The 23,959-nt window shown below is 65.8% G+C and carries 13 protein-coding genes; 8 read left to right on the forward strand and 5 right to left on the reverse strand.

Annotated elements, in window-relative coordinates; all coding sequences use genetic code 11:
* Positions 1-26 precede the first annotated feature (26 nt).
* From AC0SZ7_RS18510 to AC0SZ7_RS18520, 3 genes are all read right to left on the reverse strand, one after another.
* Positions 27-644, reverse strand: a complete 618-nt coding sequence (locus AC0SZ7_RS18510; RefSeq protein ID WP_475505740.1) for an acyltransferase — start codon at positions 642-644, stop codon at positions 27-29.
* Positions 645-807: 163 nt separating this feature from the next.
* Positions 808-2,736 (reverse strand): peptidase G2 autoproteolytic cleavage domain-containing protein, encoded by a 1,929-nt coding sequence (locus AC0SZ7_RS18515; protein WP_475505741.1) that lies wholly within the window; start codon positions 2,734-2,736, stop codon positions 808-810.
* A gap of 418 nt (positions 2,737-3,154) precedes the next feature.
* Positions 3,155-4,090, reverse strand: a complete 936-nt coding sequence (locus AC0SZ7_RS18520) for a KpsF/GutQ family sugar-phosphate isomerase (protein WP_475505742.1) — start codon at positions 4,088-4,090, stop codon at positions 3,155-3,157.
* Between the two features lie 187 nt (positions 4,091-4,277).
* On the opposite strand from AC0SZ7_RS18520, the gene AC0SZ7_RS18525 reads away from it, so the two are divergent.
* From AC0SZ7_RS18525 to AC0SZ7_RS18560, 8 genes are all read left to right on the forward strand, one after another.
* Positions 4,278-5,342 (forward strand): phosphotransferase family protein, encoded by a 1,065-nt coding sequence (locus tag AC0SZ7_RS18525; protein WP_475505743.1) that lies wholly within the window; start codon positions 4,278-4,280, stop codon positions 5,340-5,342.
* A 177-nt stretch (positions 5,343-5,519) separates the two neighbouring features.
* Positions 5,520-7,547 (forward strand): capsular polysaccharide biosynthesis protein, encoded by a 2,028-nt coding sequence (locus AC0SZ7_RS18530; protein ID WP_475505744.1) that lies wholly within the window; start codon positions 5,520-5,522, stop codon positions 7,545-7,547.
* Positions 7,484-8,803: a capsule biosynthesis protein gene (locus AC0SZ7_RS18535; protein ID WP_475505745.1), complete on the forward strand. Its 1,320-nt coding sequence runs from the start codon at positions 7,484-7,486 to the stop codon at positions 8,801-8,803. Before AC0SZ7_RS18530 ends, AC0SZ7_RS18535 begins: the two co-directional genes overlap by 64 nt.
* The gene (locus tag AC0SZ7_RS18540) at positions 8,800-9,570 is read left to right on the forward strand and encodes an SDR family NAD(P)-dependent oxidoreductase (protein WP_475505746.1); all 771 of its coding nucleotides are present in this window, start codon (positions 8,800-8,802) and stop codon (positions 9,568-9,570) included. The genes AC0SZ7_RS18535 and AC0SZ7_RS18540 overlap by 4 nt, the downstream gene beginning before the upstream one ends.
* A 1-nt stretch (position 9,571) precedes the next feature.
* Positions 9,572-11,098, forward strand: a complete 1,527-nt coding sequence (locus AC0SZ7_RS18545) for an LTA synthase family protein (protein ID WP_475505747.1) — start codon at positions 9,572-9,574, stop codon at positions 11,096-11,098.
* On the forward strand, positions 11,082-11,663 hold the full coding sequence (locus AC0SZ7_RS18550) for a GNAT family N-acetyltransferase (RefSeq protein WP_475505748.1): 582 nt from the start codon (positions 11,082-11,084) through the stop codon (positions 11,661-11,663). Before AC0SZ7_RS18545 ends, AC0SZ7_RS18550 begins: the two co-directional genes overlap by 17 nt.
* Positions 11,660-13,792 carry a capsular polysaccharide biosynthesis protein gene (locus tag AC0SZ7_RS18555; RefSeq protein ID WP_475505749.1) on the forward strand — a complete coding sequence of 711 codons (2,133 nt, stop codon included), beginning with the start codon at positions 11,660-11,662 and terminating at the stop codon, positions 13,790-13,792. The genes AC0SZ7_RS18550 and AC0SZ7_RS18555 overlap by 4 nt, the downstream gene beginning before the upstream one ends.
* The gene (locus AC0SZ7_RS18560; protein WP_475505750.1) at positions 13,785-14,828 is read left to right on the forward strand and encodes a phytanoyl-CoA dioxygenase family protein; all 1,044 of its coding nucleotides are present in this window, start codon (positions 13,785-13,787) and stop codon (positions 14,826-14,828) included. The genes AC0SZ7_RS18555 and AC0SZ7_RS18560 overlap by 8 nt, the downstream gene beginning before the upstream one ends.
* An 18-nt stretch (positions 14,829-14,846) precedes the next feature.
* Here the strand turns inward: AC0SZ7_RS18560 and AC0SZ7_RS18565 are convergent, their stop codons facing one another.
* Positions 14,847-16,193, reverse strand: a complete 1,347-nt coding sequence (locus AC0SZ7_RS18565; RefSeq protein WP_475505751.1) for an aminotransferase class I/II-fold pyridoxal phosphate-dependent enzyme — start codon at positions 16,191-16,193, stop codon at positions 14,847-14,849.
* 10 nt (positions 16,194-16,203) lie between these two features.
* Positions 16,204-23,682, reverse strand: coding sequence for an SDR family NAD(P)-dependent oxidoreductase (locus AC0SZ7_RS18570; protein WP_475505752.1), 7,479 nt, complete (start codon positions 23,680-23,682; stop codon positions 16,204-16,206).
* Positions 23,683-23,959 lie beyond the last annotated feature (277 nt).

A 23,959-nucleotide genomic window follows, 5' to 3' on the forward strand; every position in this document is an offset into this window, starting at 1 on the left:
TAGGGCCCCGCTCTATCAGTACCGCGTTACAGCTTACGGCTCCATCTGACTCCCTCACGGATCAATCTTGCAGGAGACCCTGCATAGATTGCGTTCTGACGTTTCAGAGCCTTATTGACATACGATCGTGCTCCCACTACACAGCCTTTGGCAACGCTGACCCCTTTTGAGACGGTCACACCCTCACCCAGCCACACAGAATCGAAGATCGTTATGTCTGCCGCTTCGTTTATTCTGAGGTCCGTTTCCAGATCAAAAATCGGGTGCTCGTCAGAAGTGCGGACATATATGCCACTAGAAAACATGCAATCCTTGCCAATCTCGATCTTGCGACCTTCCATAGCAAAAATATTCGCATTTACAAATGTTGTCTCATCCCCGACCAGTACCACCGAGCCTTTCTGGCGTACGTAAATCGCACCTCTCAAGTTGCAATTTTCGCCAATTTCAACTCGGTTCATGGAGCCAGAAAACGAAATAGTAATATTCCGCAGGACTGCTCCTGGGCCGATCCGCAAGAAATGGCCGTCACCCTTAATCGTTATCTTGACCGAAGGGTCCAACTTGGCTAAAGGGTGCACCTCAACAACATTACCTACACCTTCATCCACCAAACCAGGGTGTTCAAAACCGACGTCTTTCAACGTTCATCTCCTCAAATTTTTATTTTTCTCTGCCGAACGCCCAAATCGCTCGGCCGAAAGCCCAGCAGCTGACGCCAAATTATCGACACTCACGCAACCTCGCAAGCAATTTCGGTGCCACGCCTGACTTCGATTCTTAGTAACGCTAGGCCTTGGGGAGGGTTCATCGCAGGAAACAAAGTGCTACCGCATATCCTTTCCGGGAATCAAACTCATGCCGAATCTCCATACACACTAAGTTTGTAGGGGCTTCTGAAATACGGCCCACACCCTCATCAGCAGAGACGAAGCCGCCCTGCTTCACACTAGCATCTACCCTCACCCGAACCTGCCCAAGCAAGCCAACACAACTCCATTCAAGCGGACGCTCTGAGCGAGGTTTATTTGGCATTGAGTCGTCATATTCCGGATTCAAAACCGGCAAACGCTCCACATAACTAATGGCATCCGCAGGAATATCCAATTTCTCTTCGAACGCTAAAGCTTTTCGCCCTTCAAAACCCTTGCGCCCCTCTAAAGCTTTCCACTTTATCATCGCCACATCTTCATACAGAGGCTCATCGAACTCCCCTAAAAGATAACGACCCGCCCATTGAAAAGGGCTATCACCGGCAATGACAACCGCAGTCGCAGATATCACTCCAAGAATCGTATCACCTTGGCGCGAAGGGCGAACCTTTCGCCCATCCAGTGACACTATTGTCCCCAGCGGCAAAACCCCAGAGCTCTTGTTTTCGAAATACTCCGCGTAATCCGTAAAATTGGCAGAGCCTACAATATTGCCAGAGGCTTTAACCACACCATTGGCCCCCACCTCAAACTTCCTATTTGAGCTAGATGCACTACCATCAGAAGCATCACCAAATACTATCGATCGAGCTTCAGCAGTAGCGACTCTACGACCAAAAACAACACAGCCATCGTGAGCAGCCGCTGATTCATTACCACCAATCACAATACTTCCAACGCCATCCACCGTGGAACCGGAACTCCCCAACGTCACCGACCGCTCGCCAGAAACAGTACAGTTTGCAGATGCCGCATTTAAGCTTTCGACGCCTTCTGTTACAGACTTAACGGATGCTATGTTTGCCGAATTAGCTCCCCGAGCTTTAGAGATGCTCGACGCTATATTTGCCGATTGATCCCCTCGAGTTATAACACCCACATCCACCACACCACTGTAGCCACGCCCGCCATCCACTACCACTACGCCGCTAATGCCACCTGAGGAATTCACTGTAAACTTTAAGGAGGCTGGCGCTTGCGGGAGTCCTTCTCGCGCCTGTATTACCATCTTGTCGTCGACGGTGTAATCCCTACCCGGCTGGTTGATTTCAACATTAACAACCCTGCCGGCACTATCGAATCGTAATGTTCCGCGAAACCCCCACCCCCCGCCCGCATCGCAGGTGTTGGAGGCAATGTTCGCGTTATATTGGGCGCTTGTATGGCTTAACCTCGTCCCCAAATTAACACCTCGAGCGCCCTCAGCTTTTGAAAAAGCTGAGGCCATGTTGGCGCCGCTGAACCCTATTGACTCGCACTCTTCCGATGCGAGGTTCGCAGTCTGTGGGGCGCCTGCCAAACACTGTCTTGCAGCGAAGTTCCCCGATGCGTTTCCACTTGCCAGCGAATAAATGGAAACAAAATTCCCTGAACGCTTAAAATTCGCCTTACAATTTTGGCTTGCGATGTTCACGCACTGGTGCGGCGTTGTACGCCCTGCAACTGAAGGTCCTATACCTCGCCCATCCTTATAGGGGGGGCCGTAATCACCGGTCGAAGTCGACGAAGAAAGTGTCGCCGCATCTTGCAGCGCATCCAACTTATCCCCCCCGACTAGAAAAAAGCCATTTACGTAAATATTACCTTCGGGCAACACATCTACAAGATAGGTAGAGCCCGCCAGGTCTACGGGGCGACCACTGTGAGTTTGTTCAAGATTTTTAAAGTGTTCTGTGTCATTGGCGACACCGTCACCAACCGCACCGAAATCTTTGATGGATAGCGCGTCGGCCAGCTTATCATCAAGGCTTCTTTTTACCGCTCCACTACCACGCTGGATGAAAATATTGGCGCCGTATGTCATCGACACCTCACCAGCGGCATAGGCCGCAGGCGCTCCGATCGAGGCCCCCGCTAAAGCACCCCATCTCACAAATTCCCTGCGTTTCAAAGCCGCCCCTCCGCCCCAGTGATTTCAAAAATAAGTTTTGGTCGCTTAGCTAGTCGCACCAGATAATTCTCCGTGATTAGTCGGTTGTACCTCAACCATCGAAGCTGGCCAGAATCAGTTTCTTTCGGCCCCTTCCGAGCATCCCTGTCCCGCTGGCCTTCCTGCAGTATTTGGGCTATACCCGGCGGGCAAGATAGTCAAATTTACATCACAATTTTGTGCGGAACGGAAGGTGTAACTCCACAAGCTGGGACAAAAATCATTGAGAAAAAAAACGGGAGCCCTTTGAGGGGCTCCCGCATACATACGACGGATTAAGGTCTAAAAACACTCAATCAAAAATCTCAACAACCCCCACCACAGCCCCACCATCCTCAGCCCGCACCGCCAACGCCCGGATCTTGTTATCCAGCATGTAAGCCTCAGCCTCCGACAGCTGCGCATCCGCGCTGATGGTGTGCGGGTTAGCCGTCATGAAGCTGGCCACCTGCTCGCGAACTACGTTCTCGTTGCCCAGCAACGCGCGGCGTAGGTCACCGTCGGTGACGATGCCCACCAGGTTGTCGCCGTCCATGACAACCGCCATGCCCAGCCGGCTTTGGGTCATGACCAGCAGGCAGTCATGGAAGCTGGTGGCCGGGGTGACGACCGGGGCCGGCGCGTGCATGACGTCGCGCACGCGGGTCAGCAGTTTGCGGCCTAGGCTGCCGCCGGGGTGGTAGCGGGCGAAGTCCATGGGCTTGAAGTCCAGGGCTTCGATGAGGGCCACGGCCAGGGCGTCGCCCATGGCCATGGTGGCCAGGGTGGAGGTGGTGGGCGCCAGGTTGTTGGGGCACACCTCGCGCTCTACCGAGATGTCCAGCCAGATGTCGGCGTGGCGTGCCAGGGTGGACTGGCCGTTGCCGGTCATGGCGATGATGGGGTTGCCGAAGGATTTCAGGCTGGGGATCAGCTTGACCACTTCTTCGGTCTCGCCGCTGTAGGAGATGAGGATGACCACATCGATAGGCTTGAGCATGCCCAGGTCGCCGTGGAAGGCTTCGGCTGGGTGCAGGAACAGGCTGGGTGTGCCGGTGGAGGCGAAGGTTGCCACCATTTTCTGGCCAATCAACCCGGATTTGCCCATGCCGCACACCGCCGCGCGCCCCTTGCAGCTCAGGATCAGTTCCACGGCGCGCTGGAATTCGCCGTCGATTCGGTCGGCCAATTGGCTGATGGCCTGGGCCTGTGCGTTCAGAGCGTCTTTGGCAATTGCGAGATGATTCATGGGGAAGCGATCGTTCCTTGATTTTCGGGGGCCGTATAGTAGCGATTTGCCAAACCTGAGGAAATCTTTAAAGTCCCGCCCTGGCCCTGCCCTGCTGAACGGTACGCCCCGGCGTGGAATTGGCCGGGCAATGCCCGTACTATCGCCGGTCCATGAAGGACCCGGTTCACCTGATCATGTTGGGAAGATGAGTTTCGAATTCAAACCGCTGCAGGCCAGTACGCCCCTTTACCGGCTTGCGCAAGGAACGCTAGGGCAGCGCCTGGGCCTGTTGCTGCCGGGGGTGGACGTTGCCGCGCTGCGCATCACCACCACCGAACTGTCGGGCAACGCGTCGTTCGTCAACTATGTGCGTCACCACCACCTGGAAGACCCGGCCACGGGCGCGGTGCTGGACGTGGTGGAGAAGTCCATCCGCAAGGTGGCGTTCATTTCCAGCCTGGAAGCGCGCTTCTACCGCGAGCGGCAGGTGCTGGAGGGCAGCGTCCATTTCCAGCACCCGGCCTGCTACGGGCTGATAGAGACGCCGTGGGAGAGCATTATCTTCACCCGTTTCGTGCAGGGCCGCGCGCCGCGCATGCACGCTATCGCTACCCGGGTGGCGCAAGGCATCGCCGAGCTTGAGCAGCGCTCGGCTGCCCACCTGGCGGCCGTGCCCTGCGGGCAGCGGTTCAAGTATTGGCAGATGGATTTCTTCCGGCCGTGGTACCTGCTGCGGCCCCGCTTCAACTACGCACGGCATTTTCGCGACCTGCGGGCACTGGCGGCGGGCGACGCGCGCTTCAATGGCCTGCAACAGCCGCTGGCGGCGCTGACGCCGGTGCTGCGGCGCCTGGCCCGCGCGGCCCAGGCGAGCCCGCGCTGCTTCAGCCACATGGATTACCTGCGCAAGAACCTGTTCGTCTCGCCCCAGGGCTTGCAACTGATCGACTGGAGCGAGGTGAAGGTCGGGCGCATCGGTTTTGATGCAGGTTCCTACCTGAGCGGCCTGCTGCGCCGACGGGACATGGCCAGCTACGCGAAAGCACACGATGAATTCGTGGCGGCCTACCGCGCGCAGTTGCCGGACGGCCCGCAGCGCGCCGCCGCCCTTGAGAACATGCGCTACGTGTTGCTGCTCAACTCACTGTGGCATTTCCTGCGCCCGGAAACCGCCCAGGCCCACCTTGCCCGTGGCCAGATGCCGCTGCTGCGGGAAAAGCTGGATTACCTGATTGAACTGGGGCGCACGCCTAGCACATACCGCTCGTAGGAAAATATCGGACAAACCTACTTTTTGTGTAGGAAAGTTCAGCCAAATCGCCATCCTGTTCATAATTCTGTATTAAACTCGCCGCCGCGCCCTTCCTGGGCATGGTTTCCAGGGCTCATTCATCGAGCCCTGCCTGTTTTTCGTCTTCTGCAATCGGAATGTTCAGCAACCTTTTTTATGGATATAGAGTCTCCGTCTCGCGCCTGCCTGCTGGTTTTGTCCAAGGGCGCGCAGCAGATCAGCACCCTTCCTGCGCTTCTCGACGACTACCGGCTGGTCAACGGCCGCGCCGTGGATGCCGCCCAGGCCGACGCGCTGTTGGCCTGGGGCCGCAAGCCCAGCGCGCTGGTGGCCGAACGCGTGGCAACGAAAGCCGGCCTGCCGGTACTGCGGGTAGAGGACGGTTTCCTGCGCTCGGTAGGCCTGGGGGCCGATGAGCCACCGCTGTCGCTGGTGGTGGATGACCTGGGTATTTATTACGACGCCCAGGGGCCTTCGCGCCTGGAGCAACTGATTGGCCAGCCGCTGGACGACCAGCAATTTGCCCGTGCACAGGCGCTGCAAGGCGCCTGGCAGCGCGAGCGGGTCTCCAAGTACAACGCCGCACGCTTCACTGCCCTCGACCTGCCCGGCCCGTGCGTGCTGGTGGCCGACCAGACCTTCGGTGACGCCTCGCTGCAGGGCGCCGGGGCCGCCGAGTTCCAGCACATGCTGGACGCGGCATTGGCCGGCCACCCTGATTGCACCGTGCTGCTGAAGGTGCACCCCGATGTGGTGGCAGGGCGCAAGCAAGGCCACTTTGACCTGGCACGCCTGGCGCAGCAGCCACGCGTGCAGGTGCTGAGCGCCGACATTCACCCCGCCGACCTGCTGCCGCACATGCGCGCCGTGTACGTGATGACCTCGCAACTGGGCTTCGACGCGTTGTTGTGGAACGTGCCCGTGTACACCTTCGGCATGCCGTTCTATGCCGGCTGGGGCCTGACCCACGATGCCCGGCCTGCGCCACAGCGCCGCCAGCCGGCCAGCCTGGAGCAGCTGGTGCATGCCGCGCTGGTGGCCTACCCGCGCTACATCAGCCCTGAAACCGGGCGTGCCTGCACCCCGGAGGTGCTGATGGCCTGGCTGGGGCTGCAGCGGCGCAAGCGCAGCAGCCTGCCGGCCGCCATCCAGATGCTGGGCTTCACGCGCTGGAAGGTGCCGCTGGTGCATCAGTTCTTCGACGGCAGCAGCATTCGCTTCGCCAAGGACCACGACGACCTGAGCACGGGCGTGCATACCGTGAGCTGGGGCTGCAAGCACGACGAACACCTGGCCACCCACCGCGCCCCCATCACCCGCGTCGAAGACGGTTTCCTGCGCTCCGTGGGCCTGGGCGCGTCGAAGAATCGCCCGCTGTCCTGGGTTATCGACGACCTGGGCATTTACTACGACGCCACCCGCCCTTCGCGGCTGGAACAGTTGTTGCAAAGCGGTTGCCCCGAAGACCTGGTGCAGCGCGCCGCCGCGCTGCGCGAGGCTATCTGCGCCGCCGGGGTTACCAAGTACAACCTGCCTGGCAGCCAGTGGCAGCGCCCGGAGGGCAAGGCCCAGGTGATTCTGGTGACGGGGCAGGTGGAGTCGGATGCCTCCATTCGCTTTGGCGCGTACCGCATTCGCAGCAATTTGCAGTTGCTCAAGGCGGTGCGTGCCCGGCACCCGGGTGCCTGGCTGCTGTACAAGCCGCACCCCGAGGTGCTGGCGGGCACGCGGCCGCGGGGGCCGGATGAAGATCAAACCGGCGCCTGGTGTGACGAGGTGGTGGGCGACACGCCGTTCCATCAGCTGCTGGAGGCCGTGGACGAGGTGCATGTGCTGACCTCGCAATCGGGCTTCGAGGCGCTGATGCGCGGCGTGCCGGTGACCACTTACGGGCAGCCGTTCTACGCCGGCTGGGGGCTGACAGAGGATGTCGATATGCACCCCGACGTCCAGGCACGGCGCCAGCGGCGCCTGAGCCTGGACGAGCTGGTAGCGGCGACGTTGATTCGCTACCCCACGTACGTGAGCCGTATCACCGAGCGCTTCACCACCCCGGAACAGACGCTGCTCGAATTACAACACTGGCATGAACTACCCGCGCAAAAAGGAGCAAAACCCGCATGGCCGCAAGCACTTCTCCGTTGGCTCCGGAGTATTTCGAGACGGCCGTTGCCGCAGAGCTGAAGCCCCCGCGCAGTTCACGCCTCAATGTCACCACGCCCCAGCGCTCGTTCCTGCTGCTGCAGGGCGTGAGCTCGCCGTTCTTCGCCAGGCTGGGCCAGGCGCTGCGTGCCGAGGGCCAGCGCGTGCGCAGTGTGACCTTCAACATGGGCGACCTGCTGTACGGCCGTGGCACGCGCAGTTTCTGCGCGGTGCCGCCGCAGCAGCTGGAGGACTACTACGCCCAGTGTTTCGCCGCCCATGACGTGACCGACGTGGTGCTGTTCGGCGACTGCCGCCCGGTGCACCAGCCTGCGGTGCGCCTGGCGCGCCAGCGCGGCATTCGCGTGCATGTGTTCGAGGAAGGCTATTTCCGCCCTTACTGGATCACCCTGGAACGCGATGGGGTGAACAACCACTCGCGGCTGCCCCGCGACCCGCAGTGGTACCTGGAAGTGGGCAAGCACATTCCGCGCTACAAGAACGGCAACGAGTTCAAGCTGTCGTTCGCCGCGCGCGCGTTCCATGACGTGATGTACCACGTGGGCGGGGCACTGAACAAATTGACCTTCCCGCACTACCGCACCCACGCGCCGTTCAATGCAGCGGTGGAATACGCCGGCTTCATTCGCCACGGGCTGCGGCTGTTCCAGGCCAGCCAGCGTGACGCCGCGGTAATCGACCAGGTGGCGACCGAGCGCTACCCCACCTTCCTGTTGCCGTTGCAGCTGGACAGCGACTCGCAGATCCGCGACCACTCGCCGTTCGCCAACATGACGGAAGTGCTGGACCACGTGATGACGTCGTTCGCCCGCCACGCACCGGGCGACGCGCGCCTGGTGGTGAAGAACCACCCGCTTACCCCGGGCCTGGTGGACTACCACCGCATTACCCGCGAGCGTGCCGCCCACTACGGCATGGCCGACCGCGTGCACTTCCTGGAAACCGGGCACATGCCCACGCTGCTGTCGCACGTGGCTGGCGTGGTGACCATCAACAGCACCGTGGGCGGCTCGTCGCTGCTGCACCACCGCCCGACGTTCACCCTGGCCGACCCGATCTACAACCTCGAAGGCCTGACCCACCAGGGCGGCCTCGACGATTTCTGGCGCTACCCGCAGGTGCCGGACAACACCCTGTTCCAGCGCTTCCGCAACACAGTGATCCATACCACCCAGGTCAACGGCGGCTTCTACACCCGCTGCGGCATCGACATGGCGGTCAGCAACTCACTGGAAGTGCTGATGGCAAAAACTTCACGAATCGAACTTTTCCTATGACGCAATCCCCCCGCTGCATCCTCATCACCGGCGCCACGGGCGGCATCGGCGGCGCCCTGGCGCCGGCCTATGCCGCCCCCGGCGTGACCCTGATCCTGCAGGGCCGGCGCACCGACCGCCTGGAAGAAATGGCCGCGCAATGCCGCGCCGCCGGCGCCCGCGTGCTGCTCAAGGCGCTGGACGTGCGTGACATCGAGGCCCTGCGCGCCTGGGTGGCCGAAGTCAGCGCCGCCGAGCAACCGGACCTGGTGGTGGTGGGTGCCGGCCTCAATACCGACATCGGCCCCCAGGGCGAAGGTGAGGTGTGGAGCAACACCCAGGCGTTGGTGGAAGTGAACGTGGTGGCCGCCATGGCCACGGTGGAAGCAGCGCTGCCGGCCATGCGCGCGCGGCGCAGCGGGCAGATCGCGTTGTTCAGTTCCCTGGCGGGCTGGCGCGGCTTGCCGACCACGCCCAGCTACAGCGCCAGCAAGGCGGCGATGAAGGCCTACGGCGAAGCGATCCGCGACTGGCTGGCGCCCGAAGGCGTGCGCGTCAACGTGATCGTGCCGGGTTACGTGGAATCGAAGATGTGCTTCGAGATGCCCGGGCCCAAGCCGTTCCTGTGGACCGGCGAGCGCGCCGCCGCGCGCATCCGCCGTGGCCTGGCGGCCAACCAGGGGCGCATCAGCTTCCCGTTCCCGCTGGACCTGGGTTGCTGGCTGCTGGGGGTGATCCCCCAGCGTCTTTCTTCTGTCATTTTGCGTTGGCTGGATTACGGTGCCTGATTTGTTCGCGTCTCCCCTTTTCGTCCTGGCGCTGGCCGGGCTGTTGCTGACCCTGGGCTTCGAAGCCTTGCTGGTACCCCGCCCCGGCCTGCGCCGCCCGCTGAGCAGCTGGTTGCTGCATGTGGGCAGCTGGCTGGTTTCGCTGGGCGTGCTGTACGCGCTCACCGGGCGGCCGTGGTTCAGCACCGTCAACGCGCTGTGCGTGTGGCTGCTGGTGGTGCTGGTCAGCAACGCCAAGTACCACTCGCTGCGCGAGCCCTTCGTGTGCGCCGACTTTGAATACTTCAGCGACGCCGTGCGCTTCCCGCGCCTGTACCTGCCCTTCTTCGGCATCGGCAAGGCCATCGTCCTGGCGCTGGCGTTTGTTGCCTACCTGGGCTGCGGCCTGTACTTCGAGCCACGTGCGCCGTTTGCCCTGTACGACGCCGGGCAGACCCTGCTGATCGGCGCCGCGCTGCTGGCCGGTGGCCGTCGCCGCCTGCCGGTGCCCAGCTTCGACGCCTCGGCTGACCTGCAGCGGTTCGGCCTGGTCAGCTGCCTGTGGAACTACTACGGCGCCGCGCGCCGGCCGGTAGACCTCGACGCCCTGGGCTCGCCGTTCACCGCCAGCCCGGCCGCTACCCCCACCGTGCTGCCAGACCTGGTGTCGGTGCAGAGCGAATCGTTCTTCGACGTGCGCACCCTGTGGCCAGGCATTCGCCCCGAGGTGCTGAACACCTTCGACCAGCTGCGCGACGAAGCCGTGGCCCACGGCCCGCTGCAAGTGGCTGCCTGGGGCGCCAACACCGTGCGCACCGAGTTCGCCTTCCTCAGCGGCATCGCCGGTGACCGCCTGGGCGTGCACCGTTTCAACCCCTACCGCCTGCTGGCGCGCAAGGGCGTGCCGAGCATTGCCATGCACCTCAAGCGCCAGGGTTACCGCACCGTGTGCATCCACCCTTACGACGGCTCGTTCTATGGCCGCGACAAGGTGCTGCCGGCGCTGGGCTTCGATGAGTTCATTGATGTGCGCAGCTTCGACGACAGCCAGAAAGCCGGGCCTTTCATTGGCGACTGCGCGGTGGCCGAAAAGATCAACCAGCTGCTCAGCGAGCCGGGCCGCACCCAACCGCTGTTCATCCACGCGGTGACCATGGAAAACCACGGCCCGCTGCACCTGGAACAGGTGGAAGCGGCCGAACTGGGCGCCTGGTTCGACCAGCCACTGGGCGACGGCATGCGTGACCTGGGCCCGTACCTGCGCCACATCGGCAACGCCGACCGCATGCTGGGCATGCTGCGCAGCCACCTGCTGACGCTGCCACGCGCCACCGCGCTGTGCTTCTACGGCGACCACGTGCCTATCCTGCCGGATGTGTACAAGGCGCTGGGCGCGCCAGTGGGCGACACCGAATACTTCATCTGGAGCAACCGCGGCCCGGCCACGGCGCAGGCCAGCCCGCTGCCGGTGCAAGACCTCGCCAAGCTGTTCGTCGAGCGCGGCCAGGCCGCTGCCCAGAGCAAGGCCGACTATGCCAACGCCGGCTGACGCGTTGCGAATCGTCGCGGGTAACGAGCTGGACTTGCCCGACGAGCACCTGGCCCGCATGGTGGCGCGCGGGCGCGGTTCGCTGCGCATGCTCCTGGGCAACGACGCCTGCCGCTACCGGCTGTTGCACCAGAGCATCAACTGGGACCGCCTGCTGTTCGCGTTCCAGGGCACCGAGGCGGTCGGCCATGCCAGTTTCAAGCACGGCGGGCGCGGCCCGTTTGCACCCTCGGGCCAGGCGTTCGTCAACGAATTCGGGCGCTGGCGCGGCTGGTTGCGCTTCGCCCTGTACCGCTTCACCGAGCACCGCGAACGCCACCACGCGTTCTTCCTGTATGGCTTGCGCGTGAGCAAGGAGCACCGCCGCCAGGGCATCGCCACGGCGCTGATCGACGCCGTGTGCGCCAAGGCCCGCGCGCTGGGCGCCGACAGCGTGGCCCTGGAAGTGCTGGGCCGCAATAAGGGCGCGCGGCAACTGTACCTGCGCAACGGCTTCAGCCAGGCCAGCCGCCTGCGCCTGCCCGGCCTGCACGTGCTGGGCATGCGCCGCAGGCTGGCGCCATGAAGCCTGCGGTGATGCAACTCGAAAGCCTGGTGCCCGGCGACGGCTGGGTGGGCATCATGTCCCAGTGGGTGGCGTGGAAGGTGCTGCACCTGCCGCGCTTCCTCGAACCCGAGGGCCAGCCGTTCTGGCTGTGGCGCCGCGGCGCGCGTGCGCCCAAGGGCCTGAAGGCCATCGCCGGCATCGGCTACAAGCGCTCTTCGGCCCAGGCCCGGGTGCTGTGCGCGCGCTGGAACCTGCCCTACATTGCCCTGGAAGACGGCTTCCTGCGTTCCTCGTCGCTGGGCGTGGAAGGCGACACGCCGATGTCGATGGTGGTGGACCCGATCGGCATTCACTACCTGGCCGACCGCCCTTCGCTACTGGAGAACCTGCTGCAGGCGCCCGAGCAGTTCGATGCGCAGGAACTGGCCACCGCCCAGGCGCTGATTCAGCTGATGCGCCAGACCGGCATCGGCAAGTACAACAACGCCCCCGACCTGCCGCCGCAGCAGGCGCCCGGCCGCGAGCGCCCGCTGGTGCTGGTGGTGGACCAGACCTACGGCGATTTCTCGATTCCCGGCGGCGGCCTGTGCGAGGCTGATTTCGTGCGCATGCTCGACTGCGCGCTGGCGGAGAACCCCGACGCCGACGTGCGCGTGCGCATCCACCCCGACTGCCTGCGCGGGCACAAGAAAAGCTGCCTGCTGGACGCCGCCCGCGCCCGTGGCGTGGCCCTGGAAACCCGCTCGGTGTCGTGGGCGTCGCTGGCCCGCCAGGCCCGCCGGGTTTACGTGGGCACCAGCCAGGCCGGCCTGGAAGCACTGATTCTGGGCGTGCCGGTGACCTGCTTCGGCCTGCCGTTCTATGCCGGCTGGGGCCTGACCGACGACCGCATGCCCATCCCCCGCCGCCAGGCCCGGCCCACGCTGCGCCAACTGGTGGCAGCGGCGTATATTCGCTACTGCCGCTATGTGGACCCACTCACCGGCCAGCTCACCGATGTGCTGACGGTGGCGCGCCAACTGGCGCGGCAGAAAGCCCAGGACAGCGAGTTCGCCGGGCCCCTGGTGGTGCTGGGCGTGAAGCGCCACAAGCAGCACAACGTGCGGCGCTTTCTCGGCAGCCGCTGGGGCCGGTTGCGCTTTGCCGAAGACAGCCCCGAGCTGCTCGGCCGCCTGGCCGAGGAAGGTGCACGCCTGGTGGTGTGGGCCGGGCGCGAGCCGCCGGGCCTTGCCGTGCGGGCGCAGGCCTACGGCGTGCCGCTGTGGCGCATCGAGGACGGTTTCCTGCGCTCCAGCGGGCTGGGGGCACTGAATGCCCCGGCCATGTCGCTGGTGCTGGACCGCCACGGCATTCATTTCGACCCCGCCAGCGACAGCGACCTGTTCCGCTGCCTGCAGGGCCGCGAATACTCGCCCCAGGTGCTGGCCGAAGCCGCGCAGCTGCGCGAGCGCATCGTTGCCAGCGGCGTCAGCAAGTACAACCTCAAGGGGCCTACCCCACGCCTTGGCGCGGCCCCCGGCCAGCGCTGCATCCTGGTGCCCGGGCAGGTCGAGGATGACGCCGCCGTGCTGCGCAGCTGCCCGCAGCCATGGGGCAACCTGCAACTGCTGGAGGCAGTGCGCCAGCGCGCGCCGGACGCCTTCATCGTCTACAAGCCGCACCCGGACGTGGAGGCCGGCAAGCGCGTCGGCGCCCTGGCCCGCGACCAGGTGCTGGGGTTCGCCAACCAGATCATCGAGTACGGCGACATCGGCGCGCTGTACCCGCAGGTCGACGAACTGCACACGTTCAGCTCCACCGCAGGCTTCGAGGCGCTGCTGCGCGGCATTACCGTGCACACCTACGGCCAGCCGTTCTATGCCGGCTGGGGCCTGACCCACGACCGTCTGCACCTGGCGCAACGCACCCGCAGGCTGCACCTGGACGAGCTGGTGGCCGCCACCCTGCTCGACTACGCGCGCTACGCCGACTGCCAGCACCACCTGCCGTGCGACGCCTGGCATGCCCTGGCGCAACTGCAACAACAGCCGCGCAACGCCCTGGCGCCGCGCGTGCTGCCACCCTCTTTAGGTCATTACTTCCGGATAATGCTGGGCGTGCGTCACCGCCTGGCCGCCCCACAGTCAAAGGACCCGACACATGCCTGAATTACTCAAGGCCCTGGGCCGCTACGCCAGCCTGCCCTGGCACTGCCTGCAACTGGCCACCCACGCCAAATCCTTCCAGGACAACCCCGTACTGGGCAGCGCGCGGCTGAACGCCATGGGCCTGCACGTGAAACGCCGGCAACTGGCGATGCACATGGCGCAGCTGCGCCGCCGCCAGCTGGCCAGCCGCCTGGCCCCGCAAGACCTGGCCAACTTCGAGCGCGACGGTTTTTTCCTGCGCGAGAACTTCCTGCCGCCCGAACGCTTCAAGGCGCTGCGCGATGAGGTGCGCGAACTGCGCACGCTGGGCTGGGAGATGCGCCAGGGCAAGGCCGTGACCCGCCGCCTGAGCCTGGACAGCGATGTGCTGGCCGCCAACCCCGGTTGCGCCTCGGTGGTACGCGATGCGGGCATGCGCGACCTGATCAGCTACGCCTCGTCCAACACCGGCGGCATCACCTACCAGCTGCAGGCCATTCTGGTGGACGCCGTGGCGGCGCCCATGGACCCGCAGACCTGCCTGCACGCGGACACGTTCCACCCCACGGCCAAGGCCTGGCTGTTCCTGGATGACGTGGAAGATGACCAGGGGCCGTTCTGCTACGTGCCCGGTTCGCACCGCCTGACGCCCGAGCGCCTGGCCTGGGAATACCAGAAGAGCCTGGGTGCGGCGACGTCCAGCGAGCAGATGCACCGCGAAGGCTCGTTCCGCATCAGCGAAGCGGAACTGGCCAGCCTGGGCCTGCCCGCGCCACGGCGCTTCGCGGTACCGGCCAACACCCTGGTGGTGGCCGACACCTCGGGCTTCCATGCCCGCTGCGCCAGCGTGCAGTCCAGCCACCGGGTGGAGATCTACGCCAGCCTACGGCGCAACCCGTTCCTGCCATGGCGCGGCGCGCACCTGTTCGGCCTGCCGCTGATCGCCGACCACCACATGCGCTGGGACATCCGCCTGAAACAGTGGATGGGCTTTGCCCAGCGCAGCCATTGGAAGTTCCTCGACCGGCTCAACGCCTACGACCCTTCCAACCTGTGACGCCGGGCGGGCGCGCCGTTACAGGCGCGCCAGCTCCCGGGCCACCAGGGCCACCGTGTCGGCGATCTGCTGCTCGGAATGCAGGCAAGACACGAAGAAACGCACCCGCGCCGCCTTCTCCGGCACTGCCGGGTACAGGATCGGTTGCGCGTTGACGCCGTGCTGGAACAGCGCCGCCGACAGCTGCGTGGCCTTCAGCGAACTGCCGGTGATCACCGGAATCACCGCAAGCCCGGTGCTGGTGGCCACGTCCAGGCCGGCCGCGCGTGCTAGTTGCAAGAACTGCTTGCCACGCGCCTGCACCGCCGCCACCGGCGACGGATCAGCCTTCATGCAGCGCAACGCCGCCAGCGCCGCGGCCGCCACCGGTGGCGGCATGCCGACGCTGTAGAGGAAGCCCGGCGCCAGGAACTTCAAGTGTTCCACCAGCGCCGCCTCACCGGCGATGTAGCCACCGCAGCTGGACAGCGTCTTGCTGAGGGTGCCCATCCACAGGTCGACGGCATTGCCCGGCAGGCCGAAGTGCTCGCGGATGCCCTTGCCGGTGGCACCCATCACGCCCAGCGAATGCGCCTCGTCGACCATCAGGAACACCCTGTGGCGCTGCTTGAGCTCGACGAAACGCGGCAGGTCGGGGTAGTCGCCGTCCATGCTGTAGATACCTTCCAGCACCACCAGCACGCGCTCGAAGTGCTGGCGCTGCTCGCCCAGCAGGCGGTCCAGCGCTTGCCAGTCGTTGTGCGCGAAGCTCAGGCGCCGGGCACCGGACAACTGAATGCCCTGCAGCACGCTGTTGTGGATCAGCTCGTCGTGCACAATCAGGTCACGCGGGCCGAACAGGTAGCCCAGGGTAGTGACGTTGGTGGCGTGGCCACTGACGAAGGTGATGGCGTCCTCGACGTCATACAGCTCGGCCAGTTCGCGCTCCAGCTCACGGTGCAGCGGGCGGTCGCCGGACACCGGCCGGCTGGCCGACACCGAGGTGCCGTACTGGTCGATGGCCTGCTTGGCCGCGTCCACCACCTGCGGGTGGTTGGCGTAGCCCAGGTAGTTGTAGCTGGCGAAGTTCACGTAGGCCTGGCCACCGATGGTGGTGCTGGCCTCGGCGCGCCCTTCGTGCAGCTTGAAGAACGGGTTGCTCAGGCCCATCTGCGCGGCGCTCTGCATCATCACGCGCAGCTGCTGGTAACCGGGGTGCAGGGCGAAGCGGTAGAACTGCTCCGGCACCTTGGCCGCTGCCTGTTGCGCAGCTTCCAGCGACGGTGCCGGCTCGCCACCGGCCTGGCGCAGGCGGCGTTCGCGCGCCTGCTGAATCAGTTGATCCTTGGCGGAGCCGGCCAGGCCGGCCGGGGGATTGCGGTTCATGGTAGCCATCTCAATTGATCAACCGGGTGGAGGCACCGCCGTCGAGTTGCGCCAGGTCCTGCGCGCTCAGCTCGACGCCGTGGCGGGCCAGGGTGTTCTTGGCCAGGGCCTGCTGCTCGTCGCCGTCGGACACCGCCTGGGTGCCGCGCAGCAGTTCGATGATGCGGCGGGTGAGCTTGTCGATGGACGAGCTGTCGCTCAGTTCCATCACCGGCAGGCGAATGCCGAAGCGCTCTTCCACCGCTACCACCAGTTCCACGCTCATCAGCGAGTCCAGGCCCAGCTCCTGCAGTGGGCGGCTGGCGTCCAGGCGGGCCACCGGCAGGCGCAGGATCTCGCTGATTTCCTGCTTGAGCATTTGCGCGAAGACTTCCGTCAGCGCCTCGTCATCCAGCTCGGCCAGCAGGCGTTGCACGTCGTCGGCGTCGCTGTCGTCGTCCTGCTCGCCGCCTTGCAGGCGTGCCAGCTCGGCGAACTTCGGCGCGCCGGCGGAAGGCAGGAAGCGCGACAGCGCTTTCCAGTCCAGCTCCAGCACGCCCAGGCCCGAACGCCCTTCCAGCAGCATGCCTTCGAGGTTGTCCAACGCCTCGGCGGCCCGCAGCGCGGCGCCGCCCATGCGCCCTTGCAGGGCTTCCTTGATGTCCTGGTTGCGGGCCAGGAAACCGGCGTCGTCGATGGCGCCCCACAGCACGCTGGTGGCCGGCAAGCCGAGGGCGTGGCGGTGGCGGGCCAGGGCTTCAAGCCAGTGGTTGGCGGCCACGTAGTTGGCCTGGCCGGGGTTGCCGAACAGGGTGGTGGCCGACGAGAACATCACGAAGAATTCCAGCGCCAGGTCGCAGGTCAGTTCATGCAGCAACTGCGCGCCCATGGCCTTGGGTTCCAGCACCCGCTCCAGCTGCTCGCGCTGCAGGTTGCGGATCAGGCCGTCGTCAATGACGGTGGCCGCGTGCACCACGCCGCGCAGCGGTTGGGCACGGCCAGCAATGTCGGCGAACACGCTGGCCAACTGCGCGCGGTCGGTGATGTCACAGGCCACGGCGCGCACGTCGATCCCTTGTTCGCGCCAGGCGCGCAGGGCCGGTTGCGCCTCTTCGGTAGCCGGGCCGCGGCGGCCCAGCAGCACGAGGTGGCGGGCGCCCTTGCTCACCAGCCACTGCGCCGTGCGCAGGCCAAAGCCGCCCAGGCCGCCGGTGACCAGGTAGGTACCCTGGGCATCCAGTTGCAGGCAGGCGGGCACCTCGGCCGCACGTTCGGCCACGTGCTGCAGCGGCGTGCGGTAGGTGACCACGATCTTGCCGATCTGGCGGGCCTGCTGCATGTAGCGGAAGGCTTCGACCACGTCGTTGGCATCGAACTCGCGGTAGGGCAGCGGCGTCAGGGTGCCGTCGTTGAACAGGTCCATCATCTGCGCGAACAGGCGACGGGTCAGCTCGGGGCGCTCGCTCATCAGCTGGTCGGCGTCGATGCCGAAGTAGCTGATGTTGTTGCGGAACGGCCGCAGGCCGATCTTGGTGTTCTGGTAGAAGTCACGCTTGCCCAGCTCCAGGAAGCGGCCGAACGGCTTGAGCACCTGGAAGTTGCGGTTGATGGCTTCACCGGCCAGGGAGTTGAGCACCACGTCGACGCCACGGCCGCCAGTGATGGCCAGCACTTCGTCGGCGTAGGCCAGCGAGCGCGAGTCAAACACGTGCTCCACGCCCAGCAGGCGCAGGAAGTCGCGTTTTTCGTCGCTGCCGGCGGTGGCGTAGATCTGCGCGCCACACCATTTGGCGATTTGCACGGCAGCGATGCCCACGCCGCCGGCGGCGCCGTGGATCAGGATCTTCTCGCCCGGCTCCAGTCGCGCCAGGTGCTGCAAGGCGTAGAACACGGTAAAGAAGGTGCTGGGGATAGTGGCCGCGGCTTCGAACGACATGCCCTCGGGGATGCGCGCCACGGCGTTGGCCTGGGTGACCAGGCGGTTGGCAAAGCTGCGCGGGCCGAAGCCGACGACGCGGTCGCCGGGCTGGAAGTCGCCCTGCACGTCGCTGCCCTTGCCACGCACCACGCCGGCGAACTCGAAGCCCAGGGTAGGCCCGGAGAAGCCGTTTTCGATGGCTTCATCGGATAGCAGGCCCAGCGCGTACATCACGTCGCGGAAGTTCAGGCCGGTGGCCTGCACGTCGATATCCAGCTGGTCGCTGGCGGCGCTCAGCGGCGCCTGCACTTGCCAGCGCAGGTTACGCAGCTGCCCCGGCTGGTCGAAGCCAAGGCTGACCACCGGCTGTTCGCCGCCAGCCTGCGCTGGGCGCACGCGGGCCTGCACGCGCAGGCGCGGTACGAAGCGATAGCCTTGGGCGTCGACGGCCATTTCGGTCTCGGCGTCGGCGGCCAGCAGCACCGGCAGCAGCGCGGCAGCCGGGGTATCGGCGGCCAGGTCCAGCAGGCGCACGCGGCAGGCGCCGCTTTCGTTGGCCAGGGTGCGGCCGAAGCCCCACAGGGCAGCGTCGGCGATAGCGCCCAGGGGCTGCTCGCCTGCCTGCGGGTGCCAGGCGTTGTTGGTCAGCAGCCAGCACGTCGGGGTGATGCCCGCCGCCTCGCAGCCCTGCACCAGGCGCGCCGCCAGCATGCAGCGGTCGGCCTGGCCCGGCAGGCCCTGGCCGCCGAACAGGCCGGCCAGCAACAGAATGTGATCGGTGCCCGGCTGCAGCGTGCCCGCCTGCACGGCGTCGGCCGGCAGCAGCGTCACGCCCTGCCCCGCGCCTTGCAACACGGCTTGCAGGGCCTGGCTCAGGGCCGCTTCCGGCCCTTGCGGGTCGGCCACCAGCAGCCATTGCTGGGCCGGTGCCGGCGCAGCTTGTTGGGCGGCACGCGGCTGGGCGGCCTGGGCCACCAACACGTAGCTGCCCGCAGCCATGCCCGGGGCCAGCTCGATGGGAGCAGCGCAGCTCAGGCCGTGGCGTTGCAGCTCTTGCTGCCAGAACGCCGGGCGTTGTTGCGCGCCCAGGTTGCCCTGCTCGGGCAGCGCCAGCCACCAGTCGGCGCAGGCGCCGAACAGGAAGTCGGCCCAACGCGCCGGGTGCTGCGCCATCAGCACCAGTTGGCCGCCATCGGCCAGCACGGCTGCGGCCTGGCGCAGGCCCTGGCTGATGCTGTCCAGGGCCGCGAGGTCGCTGGGCACCAGCACCAGGTCGAAGACTGCGTCCAGCGCATCGGCTGGGGTGCTGACCTGCACCTGGGCGAATTCGCCTTTCAGCAGCTCGCCGGCTTCGGCGTCGGCGCTGCGGTAGTGATAGTCGATGCGGTCGAAGTCCAGCAGCGGGCACAGGCCCTGGGCCAGCGGCTGGCCCTGCAGGCCGATTTCCAGTACCCGCAGGCGCTGGCCGGCAGCCAGGCCGGCGAGGCGCTGCGCCAGGGTGTCGAGCAGCGACTGCAGCAATGCCTGCTGGCCGGCGGCGCCCAGCACCTGGCGCGCCAGGCCGGCGCGCGAGGTTTCGCGCGGCAGCAGTTGCTGCACCTCACGCTCGCCACGCAGCAGCGCCGGCAGGTGCAGGCCCACCTGGCCTACCGAGTGAATTAGTTGGAAGTGTTCCGGGTAGCCATGGAACAGCGCCTGCCAGATGGCCTGGCTGCCAGGGCGCGGGCCCGGCTCGGCCAGGCGCCAGGTGTCGCCGTCGGCCAGCAGGCTGCCGTCGTCGCGGCCGTACGCCAGCAGCGAGGCCAGCAAGGCCTCGGCCTGGGGGGCCTGGGCCAGCAGGGTCGGCACATGCAGGGCGCCGCCGTGGCTGTCGAGCAGGTCTTGCACGAAACTGCTGCACAGGCTGTCCAGCAGCGGCTCCACTTCATCCACGTAGCGTTGGGCCACGGCGTCGTTGGCCACCGCGCCCAGGCGCGCCTGCAACGCAGGGCTCAGGCTGTCGGCCGCCAGCGCCGGCGCCGGCATGCCCGGCAGCGGCTTGGCCACCGCCACGGTAGCGACCTGCTTGACGTCTTCGGAGCGGTCACGGTGCAGGCGCACGCCACGGAAACGCGCGTTGCTGATGCTGATGACGGCGGCACCGGTGCTGTCGTACAGCACGAAGTCGGCCAGCAGCGAGTGCTCGGAACGGCGCACCAGGCGCACTTCGGCCAGGCACGGGGTGCCCGCCTGGCGGCTGAAGGCGATGCGCCCCAGCTTCACCGGCACGAACGCCAGCGCACCACTCTTGCGGCCTTCGCCGGCCAGCAGCTGGGTGATCAGCTGGAAGGCGCTGTCCAGCAGCGCCGGGTGCAGGTGCAGGGTATTCAGTTCGGCGGCGATGGCAGCCGGCACGCTGAGGCGCGCCAGCACCCGCTGGCCGTCGAGCCAACCTTCTTCCACGGCCTGGTAGGCGGGGCCGTAGTTCAGGCCCACGGCGCTGGTCAGGCGCAAGTGCGCCTGGCGGTCGAAGTCTGCTTCGCGCGCCGGCAACTGGGGGGCACGCACGTCCAGCATCACACCGCGCGCCTCGCCCGGGGAACGGGCGACCACGTGGTGCACCCAGGCTTCGTTCTCGCCGTGGTGGCGCGAGCTGATGTGCAGGGTGCCGTCGCTGTCGTCGATGCGCACGCGGGTCTTGCGGCTGCCTTCGGCGCCGAGGATCAGCGGGTTGTGAATTTCCAGCTCTTCGATGTCGACGAACTCGCCCGGCTGCAATTGCAGCGCCGCGGCCAGGGCCAGTTCGGTGAAGCCAGCGCCCGGGAACAGCACCGCTTCGCCAACCTTGTGGTCAGCCAGGGTGGGGAACAGCCGGGTGTCCAGGCGGTTCTCCCACACCAGCGGGGTGTGCGGCAGGCCGTGGCCCAGGTAAGGGTGCACGCGCTTGCGCTGCAGCAGCTCGGCGGTCTCGCTGGTGACCGGCAGCACGAAGCGCTCGCCCTGCCATGGGTAGGCAGGCAGGTGCACGAAGCGCCCGGCCACCGGGAAGGTGTGCGCCAGTTGCGGCTCGACCCCGGCGATCAGCAGGCGCGCCAGGCTGCGGTCCACCAACTGGGTGCTGTGATTGTTGCGCTGCAGGGTGGCGACCACGGCGCCTTCGACGCCCTCGGCCAGCAGCGCATCGTTGACGTAGCTGCGCAGGATGGGGTGCGGGCCCACTTCCACGAACACGTTCAGGCCTTCGGCCACCAGGCCTTGCACCGCCTGCTGGAACAGCACCGGCTTGCGGATGTTGTGCCACCAGTATTCGGCGCCAAGGCCCTCGCCGGACAGGCGCTGGCCAGTCACGGTGGAATAGAACGGAATGGCGCCGGCCGACGGTTTGATGTCGGCCAGTGCCGCCACCACCTGCTCGGCGATGCAGTCCATGGCCGGCGAGTGGAAGGCGTAGTCCAGCGCCAGGCGGCGGACGAAGATCTGGCGTTCGTTGAGCACGGCCTCGAACTGGCTCAGGTCGGCGTCGGCGCCGGCCACGGTAGCGCCCTTGGCGCTGTTTTCACCGGCAATATGTACGCGGCCGTGCAGGCCCAGTTCCTCGATCAACGCTCGGGTGGCGTCGGCCGACAGGCCAACCGCCGACATCTGCCCGGTGCCACGGGTCAGGCCCTGCAGGCGGCTGCGCTGGTAGATGATGTGCGTGGCGTCGGCCAGGCTCAGGGCGCCACAGGCCCAGCCGGCGGCGACTTCGCCGACGCTGTGGCCCACTACTGCCACGGGCTGTACGCCACGGCGCTGCAGCATGCGGGTAACCCCGACCTGCAGGGCAAACAACGCGGGCTGGGCGATTTCGGTCAGCGCATAGCGGCCGTCACCGTTGTCACCGGCAAGCTCGGCGCGCAGCGAATAGCCGGCCATGGGCTGGAAGATGGCGTCGATCTGGGCCACGGCTTCGCTGAAATCGGGGTCGTCGAGCAGGGCCTTGCCCATGCCTTGCCACTGCGAGCCGTTGCCGGAGAACACCAGCACCGGGCCGCTGGCCTGGTCGGCCGCGCGGCCGCTTTCCACCAGCGAACTCAGCTCGCTCACCGACGGGTCGGCGGCGAAGTCCACCAGCGCCTGGGCCATGGCCTTACGGTCAGCATCGATGACCACCAGGCGGTGGGCATGCAGGTCGCGGCGGTACAGCGCCTGGTAGGCGACGTCGTACAGCGCCGGCGTGGTGCCGGCACTGAGGAATTCGGCCATTTGCCCAGCGGCCTGCGCCAGCGCGTCGCTGTCCTTGGCCGACAGCACCAGCGGCAACGCACGGTTTTCCACCGGCTGCGCGGCGGCAGGCGCGGCCACGTGGCTGCGCAGGATGACGTGGGCGTTGGCACCGCCGAAGCCAAACGAGTTGACCCCCACCACCAGCTCGCCTTCAGGCTTCAACGCCAGGGTGTCGGTGACCACCTGCAGGTTGAGGTCGGCGAACGGGATGTTGGGGTTGAGCCTGGTGATGCCGATGGTGGCTGGCACCTCGCGGTGCTGCAGGCAGTACAGCGCTTTCATCAGGCCAGCGGCGCCGGAGGCGGCTTCCAGGTGGCCCATGTTGCTTTTCACCGAGCCGATCGGCAGCACACGGCTGCGCTGCGCACCCAGCGCCTCGCCCAGTGCGCGGGTTTCGATGGGGTCGCCGACCGCGGTACCGGTGCCGTGGGCTTCCAGGTAGTCGAGCTGGTCGGGGTGAATGCCGGCATTGCCGTAGGCCTGGCGAATCAGGTCGGCCTGGGCATCGGCGCTGGGCAGGGTCAGGCTGGATTTGCGCCCGTCGGTGTTGACGGCGCTGCCGGCCACCACGGCCAGGATGTTGTCGCCGTCGGCCACGGCCAGGTCATAGGCCTTGAGCAGGAACAGGCCGGCGCCTTCGGAACGCACGTAGCCATCGCCGGACTCGTCGAACGAGTGGCAGCGGCCGGTAGGCGACAGCATGGACGCCTTGGAGAAGATCAGGAAACCGAACGGGTGCAGGTGCAGGCTGATGCCGCCGGTGATCGCCTGGTCGATATCGCCGCTCTGGATAGCCTTGTGCGCCTGGTGGAAGGCCACCAGCGACGAGGAGCAGGCGGTGTCGACGGTCATGCTCGGGCCACGCAGGTCGTAGAAGTACGACAGGCGGTTGGCGGTAATGCTCGAAGAGTTGCCCGTGGCCGTGCCGGCGTCGATCGCCGCCATGTCCTCGGTGAGGCGGTAGGCGTTGTCGACGCTGGCTACGCCCAGGTACACACCACAGTTGCTGCCGCGCAGGCGCGAGGGTTTCACCCCGGCGTTCTCGAACAATTCCCAGCCCATCTCCAGCAGGAACCGCTGCTGGGGATCCATGCTCGCCGCTTCGCGCGGGGAAATATTGAAGAAACCGGCGTCGAAGCGGGAGATATCCCCCAGCGAGCCTGCCGCGAAGGTGTAGGCCGTGCCCAGGTGCGCCTTGTCGGGGTGCAGGTACTCTTCATGAGACCAGCGTGTGGCATCGGCCTGGGTCACCAGGTCCCGCCCCTGCTGGAGGTTCTGCCAGAACGTCTCGCGATCAGAACCCGGGAAGCGGAAGGAGGTACCTATGATTGCAACTTTTCTTAACATTGACGAACACATTCCTTGGATCGTCGCGAGCATGATCACTGGGCGGCGTGATCAACCCCACGGCTACTATATAGACGGCAGACAAGGCCACCAGGTGCCCTGTGCAAACCTGAGACGCACGACGAGTGACACGTAGAGGCGCGAGATGGAAAAAGGCGAAGACTGGGGCTGTGCCCGGAGGGTGCCAGGGCGAATTCGGACCATGCCGAACGGCCTGACGACCCGGTTTTGCGGCGCGAATGATGGCACATTGGGGGAAAGACGTGAAGGCTGGATA

The organism is Pseudomonas sp. JC1203 (assembly GCF_056175065.1).